Origin of the sequence: Acinetobacter sp. BHS4, assembly GCF_018454425.1 — a bacterium.
Taxonomy (GTDB): domain Bacteria; phylum Pseudomonadota; class Gammaproteobacteria; order Pseudomonadales; family Moraxellaceae; genus Acinetobacter; species Acinetobacter pittii.
Genome location: NZ_CP075323.1, coordinates 2,791,612 through 2,803,635, shown reverse-complemented (window position 1 = coordinate 2,803,635; position 12,024 = coordinate 2,791,612). Strand labels below are relative to the sequence as shown.

General features: G+C 37.3%; 11 protein-coding genes. 7 read left to right on the top strand and 4 right to left on the bottom strand.

Annotated features, from left to right (window positions below):
- The first annotated feature begins 74 nt into the window (after nt 1-74).
- Complete coding sequence (locus KIP84_RS13505; RefSeq protein ID WP_213688721.1) at nt 75-515, top strand: SRPBCC domain-containing protein; 441 nt, start codon at nt 75-77, stop codon at nt 513-515.
- Between the two features lie 15 nt (nt 516-530).
- Here the strand turns inward: KIP84_RS13505 and KIP84_RS13500 are convergent, their stop codons facing one another.
- The gene (locus KIP84_RS13500; RefSeq protein WP_032004148.1) at nt 531-1,019 is read right to left on the bottom strand and encodes a YqiA/YcfP family alpha/beta fold hydrolase; all 489 of its coding nucleotides are present in this window, start codon (nt 1,017-1,019) and stop codon (nt 531-533) included.
- Between the two features lie 256 nt (nt 1,020-1,275).
- Between KIP84_RS13500 and lysS the strand changes: the two genes are divergently transcribed.
- The 5 genes from lysS to cysN all read left to right on the top strand — a co-directional run bounded on the left by lysS (nt 1,276) and on the right by cysN (nt 7,366).
- Nucleotides 1,276-2,805, top strand: coding sequence for a lysine--tRNA ligase (lysS, locus tag KIP84_RS13495; RefSeq protein WP_005070604.1), 1,530 nt, complete (start codon nt 1,276-1,278; stop codon nt 2,803-2,805).
- Nucleotides 2,806-2,990: 185 nt separating this feature from the next.
- A complete protein-coding gene (locus tag KIP84_RS13490; RefSeq protein WP_213688720.1) occupies nt 2,991-4,436 on the top strand; it encodes a capsule assembly Wzi family protein in 1,446 nt (481 codons plus the stop codon).
- 253 nt (nt 4,437-4,689) lie between these two features.
- Nucleotides 4,690-4,821 (top strand): hypothetical protein, encoded by a 132-nt coding sequence (locus KIP84_RS13485; protein ID WP_002117520.1) that lies wholly within the window; start codon nt 4,690-4,692, stop codon nt 4,819-4,821.
- Nucleotides 4,814-5,722 (top strand): sulfate adenylyltransferase subunit CysD, encoded by a 909-nt coding sequence (gene cysD, locus KIP84_RS13480; protein WP_000140408.1) that lies wholly within the window; start codon nt 4,814-4,816, stop codon nt 5,720-5,722. Before KIP84_RS13485 ends, cysD begins: the two co-directional genes overlap by 8 nt.
- 30 nt (nt 5,723-5,752) lie before the next feature.
- A complete protein-coding gene (gene cysN / locus KIP84_RS13475) occupies nt 5,753-7,366 on the top strand; it encodes a sulfate adenylyltransferase subunit CysN (RefSeq protein WP_069141031.1) in 1,614 nt (537 codons plus the stop codon).
- 53 nt (nt 7,367-7,419) lie between these two features.
- Here the strand turns inward: cysN and KIP84_RS13470 are convergent, their stop codons facing one another.
- Complete coding sequence (locus KIP84_RS13470) at nt 7,420-7,968, bottom strand: DUF2239 family protein (protein ID WP_069141032.1); 549 nt, start codon at nt 7,966-7,968, stop codon at nt 7,420-7,422.
- Between the two features lie 222 nt (nt 7,969-8,190).
- Between KIP84_RS13470 and KIP84_RS13465 the strand changes: the two genes are divergently transcribed.
- Nucleotides 8,191-8,703, top strand: coding sequence for a hypothetical protein (locus KIP84_RS13465; protein ID WP_002117749.1), 513 nt, complete (start codon nt 8,191-8,193; stop codon nt 8,701-8,703).
- Nucleotides 8,704-8,745: 42 nt separating this feature from the next.
- On the opposite strand, the gene KIP84_RS13460 is transcribed toward KIP84_RS13465, so the two are convergent.
- Together KIP84_RS13460 and KIP84_RS13455 are read right to left on the bottom strand one after the other, a co-directional pair.
- Complete coding sequence (locus KIP84_RS13460) at nt 8,746-10,083, bottom strand: CitMHS family transporter (RefSeq protein WP_002117607.1); 1,338 nt, start codon at nt 10,081-10,083, stop codon at nt 8,746-8,748.
- Between the two features lie 569 nt (nt 10,084-10,652).
- Nucleotides 10,653-11,978 carry a hemolysin family protein gene (locus KIP84_RS13455; protein ID WP_213688719.1) on the bottom strand — a complete coding sequence of 442 codons (1,326 nt, stop codon included), beginning with the start codon at nt 11,976-11,978 and terminating at the stop codon, nt 10,653-10,655.
- Between the last annotated feature and the right edge of the window lie 46 nt (nt 11,979-12,024).

The window sequence follows — 12,024 nt, the reverse complement described above, 5'->3', positions numbered from 1 at the left end:
TAATAGATGTCATCATTAAATCCGAAAATTAAAATTCGGCAGTATAAGAACGGAATAAATCAGGGAAGTGAAGTATGGAAAATTTAGTATACGAAGTAGAAATTGAGGCACCTATAGAAAAAGTATGGGAATTACTTTGGAATAACGAGACATATAATGCTTGGACAAAATTTTTTGCTCCAGATTCCTCTATGCGTACCGACTGGCAAATCGGTGGCAAAACTTATTTCCTAGATGGTGAAGGCAATGGCATGGTTTCCACAATCGAAGAATTGAAAAAGCCAGAAATCTTGATTTTTAAACATTTAGGAATGATTAAGCATGGTAAGGAGGATTTAGAAAGTGAAGAAGTTAAAGGCTGGAGTGGTTCTCTAGAAAAATATTTTTTAAGCCAACACGATAATGTAACTACTTTAAAAGTTGAATTAGCCACCTTACCTGAATATATGGGCATGTTGAAAAGTGGCTTCGTTCAAGGTTTTGAGGTGATCAAGAAATTGGCAGAAGGAAAATAGGTAATCGGCATCAAGTTAAGCCAAATATTTTTTATAAATTTTCATAATCAAATCATTCAGGCGAGAAGGATAGGCCAAACGATGATGTCCGCCTTCAAACGTTTCAATATTCATGTAGGGAGCAAGTTTTTCTTGAACCTGATACATATCAAGTTGCTCATCTCCTAATTCTAAATAAGCCATTTTAGGATTAGAGAGGGTAAGTTCCTCTTCGGAAAGCTGAGGATAATCAGGTCGAAAACTAGGCGTAAGACTTGGATTCGCCACAATCACAGCTAATTTATGTTGAGCGGCAGTTTTTAAGGCCCAATATCCTCCAAGGCTGTGACCAACCAGTAAATCTGGTTTAATCGTCTGAATAGCCTGATGATAAAAGTACTCAACAGATGCATAACTTAGGTTACGATAATCAACGTCAATACAAAATTTTTCAGGATGTAAAATGGCATGGAACTTTGTTGATTCACGAGAAGAATCCAAGCCATGTAAAAATAGAATTTTCATTATTTACGACACAATCTCATTGATAAAATACAAGGCAAATAAGGCCTTTGAATATCGAGGTTATTTGGATTTTTTTATATTTTACTAAAAGCTTTAAAAAATGATCTTAGCGATTGGTCTAAGTCATTTTGCCTTTAAAAAGTACTGCTCTTTTCTATAAATTGTCTTTTTTCATTTTTGTTTGATTGAAATCATTCGAAAAACTCCTGCAATCTGTTAAGCTATGCCACTTCATTTTTACTTAATCGAGGCAGAGATGACGCAACAAAACGCTCAATCGACTTCTGAACCAACTATTTCCGAAAACGATTTAATTGCACAGCGTCATGCCAAATTAAAGCAAATCCAAGATGTTGCGAAGGAAACTGGAAAGAGTCCTTGGCCAAATACTTTTAAGCGTGAACATTACGCAGCTGATCTACAAGAACAATTTAAAGATCAGTCGAAAGAACAAATTGAAAGCGCTGAGCATGTTTATGTAAAAGTGGCTGGCCGTGTCATGTTAAACCGTGGTTCTTTCATGGTGATTCAAGACATGACAGGTCGTATTCAGTTATATGTTGACCGTAAAGGCTTACCAAAAGATATTCTTGAAACTATTAAAGGTTTAGATCTTGGTGACATTATTGCTGCCGAAGGTTATATCGGACGTTCAGGCAAAGGTGACTTATATGTTCATCTTGAAGGTTTTGAGCTTCTTACAAAATCTCTTCGTCCGTTACCAGATAAATTTCATGGCTTAAATGACACAGAAGTTAAGTACCGTAAACGTTACCTTGACTTAATTGTGAATGAAGAGACACGTAAAACTTTTGAAATCCGCGCCAAAGTTGTTGCAGGTATTCGAGCATTTTTAAACAATGAACGTTTCATGGAAGTTGAAACACCAATGATGCATGTGATTCCGGGTGGTGCTTCTGCGCGTCCATTCGAAACACATCACAATGCTTTGGATATGCCTTTATTCTTACGTATTGCGCCTGAACTTTATTTGAAGCGTTTAGTGGTTGGTGGTTTTGAGCGTGTGTTCGAAATCAACCGTAACTTCCGTAATGAAGGGGTGTCAACACGCCACAACCCTGAATTCACGATGATCGAGTTTTATCAGGCATATGCTGATTATAAAGACTTAATGGCATTGACTGAAAATATGCTTGAAAAGTTGGCTTTGGATATTCTAGGTACAACTGATGTTCCTTACCAAGGTGAAGTGTTTAGCTTCAAAGGACCATTCAAAAAAATCTCTATGTTCGATGCGATCTTAGAGAATAATCCGCAGTTCACACCTGAAAATGTAAGTGATCGCGAATTTCTTGCAAAATTTATTCGTGAAGAGTTGAAAGAAGAGGTTAAGCCTGGTTTTGGTTTAGGTAAGCTTCAAACGATCGTATTTGAAGAAACTGTTGAAACTAAACTTCGTCAGCCAACATTTATTACCGATTACCCAGCTGAAACTTCTCCACTCGCTCGCCGTAATGATGACAATCCACATGTTACAGATCGTTTTGAGTTTTTTATTGGTGGTCGTGAATTGGCAAATGGTTTCAGTGAATTAAATGATCCAATCGATCAGGCTGAGCGTTTCCAAGCGCAAGTTGCAGAGAAAGATGCTGGTGATGATGAAGCAATGCATTACGATGCAGAGTTTGTTGAAGCACTTGAATATGGTTTACCTCCAACAGCAGGTGAAGGTATTGGTATCGACCGTTTGGTTATGTTATTTGCTGACGCACCAAGTATTCGTGATGTAATTTTATTCCCGCATATGCGCCGTAAAGAAGGTTAATCCTCTACGATGCAAAAAGGCAGTATTTATACTGCCTTTTTTATTACTTTTTATATCTAGAAACTTACCTAATTATACCAATCTTAAGGTAGCGTTAAAAAATGTAATTGCACAGTTTAACAATTGCAAAGTTGTGATAAAAAATTTAAGGTGTTGCTCATAAATAACTTTGAGAATTGGCTGGCATGTTTCTAAGAAAAACACTTTCGATTGCAATATTGGCAACTGCTTCATCCGCTATTTTTGCACAAGGTTTAGTGCTAAATAATGAAGACTTACGTACCGACTTAAACTGGTTAAATCAACAAGGCGTTATCAGTATTAGCACCTCAACTTGGCCCTTAAGTGGTGATGAAATTCAAAGAGCACTTTCTCAAGCAAAAGTGACGCATCCAGTTCAACAAAAAGTTATTAATTCAGTACTTAATGCATTAAAAGCAGATAACAATACAGTTAAAGTGGGTGCTTTTGCTGAAACTGATATCAAAAATATTCCTCAAGCATTCGGTGATAATCAAAAAGCTCAATATCAAGGTTCGTTAGAGTTTAATGCTGGCGGTGAAAACTGGGACGCTAAAATCCGAGTAAATGCAGAAAAAGACCCGCAAATCGATAATGGGCAAGATGTGAATGTTGAAGGCTCATATGTCGCTGGTAAACTTTGGAATCAATGGGTAGTTGCAGGTCAAATTCCAACATGGTGGGGACCTGGACACGATGGTAGCTTAATTCGTGGTGATGCTAGTCGACCAGTTTATGGGGTAACTGCACAACGTGCTGTGCAAAATGCTTTTGAGACAAAATGGTTGTCTTGGATTGGACCTTGGCAATACCAAGCATTTGCTGGTCAATTAGATGATTATAAAGCAGTGCCTGATGCTAAATTAATTGGATTACGTTTAACTGCACAACCATTACCATATATCGAGTTAGGTGCATCGCGTGCTATTCAGTGGGGTGGAGATGGCCGTCCTGAAAGTCTTAGTTCGTTATGGGATGCATTTGTTGGTAATAAAGATAATGGCGGAACTGGCGAACCAGATCCATCAAACCAAATTGCTGGCTTTGATGGCCGTTTATTGCTGCAACCGCTATTCCAAGTTCCAGTCAGTTTATATGGACAATATGTAGGTGAAGATGAAGCAGGTGGTTTACCTTCTAAGAAAATGTACTTAGCTGGTGTGGACTATTCATCTAGCTACAATAACATGCCGTACCAACTTTATGCAGAGTGGGCAGACACGCGTACTAATGGTGATGTAAGAGGTATCTCTTATGCTCATTCAACTTATAAAGATGGCTATTACCAACATGGTTTCCCGTTAGGTCACGCGATGGGCGGTGATGGGCAAATGTATTCGGTGGGTGGCGATATCCGCTTTGATGTCATGAACCGTTTAAGTGGTCGCGCTATGGTGGTTAAAGTTAACCAATCTAACTTAGCAATCAATAAAGCATTCCCTAAAGATGATGAAATTAAAGCACTTGATTTAACTTGGACGCATTTCATCAAACCTGATCTTCCATTAAAAATTAATGGCTGGGTAAGTGATTCTGATCTTGAGGGTAATGATGCAGGTGCATCTATTGGTATTGAAATTCCATTAGAACGTAAAATGTTTGGTTTCTAAGAATAGATCATGTTTTAGAAAAGAGAAGCCATCAAAGCTTCTCTTTTTTATGGTTTTTAAAGAAAACTAAAGACTAGAACATGATTTGCTTAAGTTGACTACACAAGCTAGGATTGTGAAGTTATGCAAGTGAATCAGCATATTACATGTATATGATTAAATCGAATATCAATATGAAAAAACAAGCAAAAGGAATCGGTTTTAAATCACTATAATGCATAACTAATGCTATAAGCCATATAAAGGCTTGTGGTTGGATTATCTATCACGAAAAATTGGAGTTGTTATGGCACTCGTTCCTCCACATGGTCTTCTAGGTGGTGGTTTAATACTACTTCTAGATTTTATGGGCAAAATGGATAGAGAAGGACGTGTTCATGACTGAATCAAGACTCACACATCTCAAACAGCTTGAAGCGGAAAGCATTCATATCATCCGTGAAGTTGCTGCAGAATTCGAAAACCCAGTCATGCTTTACTCAATTGGTAAAGACTCGGCTGTTATGCTTCATCTTGCGTTAAAAGCATTTTATCCAGCTAAACTTCCATTCCCATTATTACATGTAGATACGGGTTGGAAGTTTAAAGACATGATCGCGTTTCGCGATAACATGGCAAAAACTCATGGTTTTGACTTAATTGTTCATCAAAACAAAGAAGGCCGTGAAGCTGGGATCAACCCATTTGATCATGGTAGTTCAAAATATACAGATATTATGAAAACCCAAGCTTTAAAACAGGCTTTGGATAAATATCAATTTGATGCTGCTTTTGGTGGTGCACGTCGTGATGAAGAAAAATCACGTGCGAAAGAGCGTGTATATTCATTCCGTGATAGTAAACACCGTTGGGACCCTAAAAACCAACGTCCTGAACTTTGGAACCTTTACAATGGTAAAGTGAACAAAGGCGAAAGTATTCGTGTATTCCCATTATCGAACTGGACAGAGTTGGATATCTGGCAATATATCTATTTAGAAAATATTCAAATTGTTCCTCTTTATTTCTCTGCTGTTCGTCCAGTGGTAGAGCGTAGTGGTACGTTAATCATGGTTGATGACGAACGTATGCGCTTAAAAGAGGGTGAAGTTCCACAGATGAAGTCTGTACGTTTCCGTACGCTTGGCTGTTACCCGTTAACTGGTGCAGTTGAGTCTGAAGCAGATACGTTACCTGAAATTATCCAAGAGATGCTTTTAGCCACGAGTTCTGAGCGTCAAGGTCGTATGATTGACCATGATGAAGCGGGCTCAATGGAAAAGAAAAAGCAAGAAGGCTATTTCTAAGACAATTTCTAAATTTGTGGAGTTTGAGCAATGTCTCATCAATCAGAATTAATCAGTCAAGATATCTTGGCCTATTTAAAGCAACATGAACAAAAAGACCTTCTACGCTTTTTGACTTGCGGTAACGTAGACGATGGTAAAAGTACGCTTATCGGGCGTTTACTCTACGATTCAAAATTGATTTATGAAGATCAATTGCAAGCAGTAACGCGTGACAGTAAAAAAGTAGGAACTACTGGTGATGCACCAGACTTGGCATTACTGGTAGATGGTCTGCAAGCAGAACGTGAACAGGGTATTACAATTGACGTAGCTTACCGTTATTTCTCAACAGAAAAGCGTAAGTTTATTATTGCGGATACCCCAGGGCATGAGCAATATACACGTAACATGGCAACAGGTGCGTCAACTGCGGACTTGGCAATCATCTTGATTGATGCGCGCTATGGTGTACAAACTCAAACTCGTCGTCATACGTTTATTGCGAGTTTGCTTGGTATTAAAAATATTGTTGTTGCAATCAATAAGATGGACTTGGTTGAATATTCACCTGAGCGTTTCACTGAAATTCAGATTGAATATGATGCTTTCGTAAGCCAATTAGGTGATCGTCGTCCAGCCAATATTCAGTTTGTACCAATCTCTGCCTTAAATGGCGATAATGTTGTGAATCCGTCAGCTCATACGCCGTGGTACAAGGGTCAAACCTTGATGAGCATTCTTGAGTCGGTGGAAATTAGTCGTGAAACAAACAAACACGAATTCCGTTTCCCTGTTCAGTATGTAAATCGTCCAAACCTTGATTTCCGTGGTTTTGCGGGTACCGTTGCTTTAGGTGAAATCAATGTTGGTGATGAGATTGTTGCACTGCCATCAGGTAAACGTTCGACAGTTAAAGAAATCGTTACTTTTGATGGAAACCTTGAGCAGGCTGTAGCGGGTCAAGCGGTTACATTGACCCTGAATGATGAAATTGATATTAGCCGTGGTAACGTTTTGGTACGTGCTGGCGAGCAACCATTAATTTCACGTAGTGTTCGTGCTTCAGTGGTGTGGATGAATGAACATCCGCTCGTGAAAGGTAAGTTATACAACGTTAAGATTGGTACCCAGACTGTTCCTGCTAAAGTCACTAATATTCACTATCGAGTGAATGTGAATACCCTTGAACATACTCATGTGGAAGAGCTTGAGTTAAATGCAATTGCAGATGTTGTAGTTGAGTTCGATGCGCCAGTTGTGTTTGATCAATATCAAGATTCTCGTTATACAGGTTCATTCATCTTCATTGACCGCTTAAGCAACGTAACTGTTGGTGCAGGTATGGTTGAGGCTGCTGTTGAATGGACTGCACATAGCAATCCTGTAACAGCTGAAGATCGTGCTGCACGTTTGGGCCAAAAGCCAGCGGTGATTGGGATTTCTGCACAGTTAATCGAGAAAGCTCAAGTTTTAGAAAGTTTATTGATCCAACAAGGTGTAGTTGCGATTGCAAAAGCCAACTTAACTGCTGAACAAATTACTTTATTGCGTGAGACAGGTGTTGTGGTTATCACAACTTCTGTAGATGGTGCGGATACAGAAGTTACTGCTGAAACCGTTGAAGAGGCAGCTGAAAAAGTTGTGGAATTAGTTCGTCTTTAATAGACTGAATTAATTTTGAAAAAACCCGCGTAAGCGGGTTTTTTTTATTGGGTTTAGAAAATACTTTGAGTTTTTAAAGTTAAATATTCTCTTACATCTTTGGGGTAGCTCTGAATCATTTTTAAAAATATATCTCGATCGCCTTGATATAAGGCACGTGTTGCTTCTTCGTAATTTGGCATATTGCCCAACATGGCAGACATAAAACGGTCGATGGCTTGTTTAGCGAGCATAATATTACCTTCAGAATTTGGGTTATTTAACTCTTTATCAATTAACTTGCGAATCACTGCTGAGGCACTCGCGCTTTGTTGATCTAACCAATCCCAATGTTTTTTTTGTAAAGTGATTTCACGCGAAATTACTCCAAGCTTAGGTCGTCCAACTTTTTTAATTTCTTCCGGTTCAGCATAACGTTGTTGAATTTCTTGTTCCGAATCAGAAAGATCAAGATCAATTTGTTGACCTGTTTGATCATTAAAAATCAGAATATTTTCTGTTGTTTTAGGAAGGGTTTTTAGTTTTTTTGCAAGTTCAACCAGAGAGTCACTCGCAATAAGTGTGCTTCCAATGAAAGCAGTATAGGTGATTTTAGTATTCATTTTAGCCGCATATTTTTATCAGGGTAAAATAATATTACCAGGGTAAAATAAATTTGGCAAATAATTAAAATTATAACCAAAGAATTATTTGATTTTATGAGTGTAGTCTATGAAGTTAGGACTATAAAAATAGTCAAGATAATGAGCTATTTAAAATTTTACTCTGCTTTAGTATCGCTTTTATGAGAGAATACGCCTTTAGTTGTATGTATAGAGACTCCTATGTTTGAGCAATCTCCTGAATCTTTAAGCGATATCGAAATTTTAGACATTTTACAGTCGATGAAAAAAGATAAGCTAGATACGGAAGCAAATGAGATCATCCGTAACGGGGGAAAAGCAGGACGTCAGGAAGCACATAAACAGGCTTTAGTGGCACTGAATACAAATTTTGAAGAAAAGTTTGTAGAGGCAGTTACTCTTGCACTAGGTTTAAATGCAGCTCAAGCTAAAAAAATTCGCTATAAAAAAGATCGAATTCGTATTTTAAAAGCGCGTGGTATTGATTATTTAGCTATTGATGGTGCAGAAACAGCGCAAGTTTTGGCACAAATTTCACAAGCGATTGTTCGAGAAGATGCAATAGTTACTCATGACTTACATGACATCTTCCCATTTTGGAAAGAAGGTTGGCCAATGGTGCAATTTGATAATGCCTATAAAATTTTAGAAGAAGATATTAGCTTGCACTTTCATGCGTTCTTAGACGCCATGATTGAGTATATAAATAAATAAAAATAAAAGCCCCGTTTGGGGCTTTTATTTTTAGGGGAATAATTAAAGTGTACTAAAGAGCGGGAAAACGCCAATCACTAATGCAGTGCCCATCAAAACCATACATGTTATAAATGCCCACTTAAATGTGAACTTTTGATGATCTGCAAAGTCAACTTTAGCAAGACCGCATAACAAGTAAGTTGATGGAACAAGAGGCGATAGCAAGTGCACTGGCTGGCCTACAATTGATGCACGAGCAATAGCTTCTGGGCTAATACCGTAATGTGAAGCCGCTTCAGCAAGAATTGGTAAAACACCATAGAAGAATGCATCATTTGACATAAAGAATGTCAAAGGCATACTGACTAAAGCGGTAATCGGTGCAAGATATGGACCCATGCTTGGAGGAATCATTGCGACGAATTCTTTAGACATCGCCTCAACCATACCTGTACCAGATAAAATCCCTGTGAAAATACCTGCAGCGAAAATTAAACCTACAACAGCTAAAATACTATCTGCATGCATTGCGATACGCTTTTTCTGCATATCAACATCAGGATAGTTAATCAGCATTGCAATACAGAACGCTAGCATGAATAACACTGACATTGGCAAAATGCCTTTGATTAATGCAATCATGAGAATAATAGTAAGTACCATATTTACTTTGCGTAAATGTGGACGCGTCGCTTCAGGGTCTTTCGACACGGTAATATTGTCACCATGATGACTTTCAAGCTCAATCACGCCTAAACGTTTTTGCTCATAACGGCCATATAAATATGCCAAGAAGAATAACCAACCAATACTAATGATCATTGGAAGGATCATCGGTACGAAAATATGGCTTGGATCAACTTGTAACGCACTTGCAGCACGAGCAGTAGGACCACCCCATGGCGTTAGGTTCATTACACCACTACATAACAGCATAAGTGCAGTCATGATGAGTGTGTTCATTCCTAGACGTTGATAAAGTGGCAACATTGCAGCCACACAGATCATATAGGTGGTTGAGCCATCACCATCTAAAGAAACGAGAGTGGTTAAAAAGACAGTTCCTAGAGTAATTTTTAAAGGATCGCCTTTAACTTTTTTCAAAATCCATTTAACCGGGGGGTCGAAAAGACCTGCATCGATCATTAAGGCAAAATACAAAATTGCGAATAAAAGCATTACGCCAGTTGGCGCTAATTTTTTGATGCCATCCAGCATCATCTCACTGAGACCTTTAAGTTCAATGTGACTTAAACTTTCAAAGTAATGACCTAGGCCCCAAGCAATAAGAGAAAAAATAAACGGGATGAGAATTAAAGCAATAATAGGGCTTAAACGTTTGGACATGATTAAGTACATGAAGCACAAAATCATGCCAACACCAAGTAATGTCAGCATACAATCAATCCTTTGCCTATAGTTTTACTGAACAAGTTTATTCAAAACTCTGACCTTGGTTATTCTTATTAATTTTTATTAAAAAGACAAATAATATATTTAGTTTATTTGGTTAATATATATTCATTTGGATGGGTATATTTAGATGAAATACTGAACATATATATTAAGGTTATAATGGTTTTATAATAAATGAATGCTATTATAAAATAATATAAAGGTATTATAAAAATAAAAATTATATGGCATTTTTTTTAATTATATATATTTTGATGATTGAAATGAGAAGAAGAAGCATTTAGGGGCTTACTTTGAGCTAAGTTATATAAAATTATTTGCAATGTAAATGGGACTTAATTACTTTATAGGCAGTTAAGAGATATAGATTATTTTATTAATTTTCAGTATTTAAGCTTTAATAGAGTTGTTAAATAAAATAATAATACTTTTAGATTAAAAGAGCAAATTGAATAAATGAATCTAAAATAATTATTACATATATTTAAAAAAGTTATTTAGTTTTAAAAAAATACCCCAGCTAAATTGTGGGGCATTTAAATTAATAACGATTAGCTTTCATCAATTGATGAGTGTGTTTCGGTTTGTTCTAAAATTCGAGTTACAAGAAGTTGGTCAATTTTAAAATGGTCGACATCGACAACTTCAAATTTATATCCACCAAATTCCACAAAATCTGCTGGACGTGGAATTTTGCGTAAACGGTACATCATGAAACCTGCGAGCGTCTCATAGTTTTCTTCATCAGGCATTTCATCAATTTCAAGAGCATGTCTTAGGTCATCAATTGGTGTGCTGCCATCAATTAACCAGGAGTTATTATCACGTTTAATGATTTGCTGTTCTTCTTCAATAGGAGTAACCCAATCACCCATAACTGTAATCATGATATCACTTAACGTAATCACTCCTACAACAAGTGCATACTCATTGATCACGACAGCAAATTTCTCTTTTGTAGAACGAAAACGATCAAGTAGTTCAGAGAGTGTGAGGGTGTCGGGAATCATGAGTACAGTACGAATGGTAGACTCATTTAATTGAGTTGGTGATTGATTATTTAAAATGCGTACTAAGAAATCTTTAGCATCAACATAACCAATAACCTGATCAATATTTTCATTACACACTAAAAATTTTGAGTAAGGATATTCTGCTAATTTTTGACGAATACTATCTTCATGTTCGTTTAAGGTGAAATAAACGACGTTCTCGCGTGTCGTCATGCTTGAAGGTACGGTACGTTCTTCTAGTTCAAAAACATTCTCAATAAAGTGGTGTTCTTGTTTTTGAAGTACGCCAGCTTGAGCGCCCGCATCCATGACCGCTGAGATATCATCAAAAGTAATGTTATCTTCGCGTGTTGTATTGACTTTAAACAAGCGAAATAACAGATTCGCAATAGCATTAATTCCCCAAGCTAAGGGTTTACACACCTTAATAAAAACTTGAATCGGGTTAATAACGCTAATTGCAATTTTTTCAGGTGCAATCATTGCCAAGCGTTTTGGCATGAGATCGGCAAATAAAATAAATAGAGAAGTTACTAAAGTGAAGGAGAGGGCAAAACCGATAGTTTGTGTCCAAGGACCTGCATAAAAGCGGTCAACTAAAGTGACAAAAAAGGGACGAAAAGCAGCTTCACCCAAAATACCGCCTAAAATTGCAACTGCATTTAGGCCAATTTGAGAAGCTGCAAAAAAATCGGCAGATTGTTCTTGTAGATCAAGTACTTGTTGGGCACGTTCTTCGCCAGCTTCGGCTAAAATTTTTAACTTTACTTTTCTGGCTCCAGCCAATGCAATTTCAGTTAAAGATAAAAAGCCTGCTGCGATGATGAGCAGTACGATGATAATGATATTTTGAAAGAGACTCACAAATCACCCGAGGTTCATCATTATTATGACTATGTTTTAACACAAA

Bases quoted from the DNA above. Each gene is read 5' to 3' on its own strand.
- KIP84_RS13505 (WP_213688721.1), top strand. From the start codon at position 75: ATGGAAAATTTAGTATACGAAGTAGAAATTGAGGCACCTATAGAAAAA.
- KIP84_RS13500 (WP_032004148.1), bottom strand. From the start codon at position 1,019: ATGAAAATTCTATTTTTACATGGCTTGGATTCTTCTCGTGAATCAACA.
- lysS (WP_005070604.1), top strand. From the start codon at position 1,276: ATGACGCAACAAAACGCTCAATCGACTTCTGAACCAACTATTTCCGAA.
- KIP84_RS13490 (WP_213688720.1), top strand. From the start codon at position 2,991: ATGTTTCTAAGAAAAACACTTTCGATTGCAATATTGGCAACTGCTTCA.
- cysD (WP_000140408.1), top strand. From the start codon at position 4,814: ATGACTGAATCAAGACTCACACATCTCAAACAGCTTGAAGCGGAAAGC.
- cysN (WP_069141031.1), top strand. From the start codon at position 5,753: ATGTCTCATCAATCAGAATTAATCAGTCAAGATATCTTGGCCTATTTA.
- KIP84_RS13470 (WP_069141032.1), bottom strand. From the start codon at position 7,968: ATGAATACTAAAATCACCTATACTGCTTTCATTGGAAGCACACTTATT.
- KIP84_RS13465 (WP_002117749.1), top strand. From the start codon at position 8,191: ATGTTTGAGCAATCTCCTGAATCTTTAAGCGATATCGAAATTTTAGAC.
- KIP84_RS13460 (WP_002117607.1), bottom strand. From the start codon at position 10,083: ATGCTGACATTACTTGGTGTTGGCATGATTTTGTGCTTCATGTACTTA.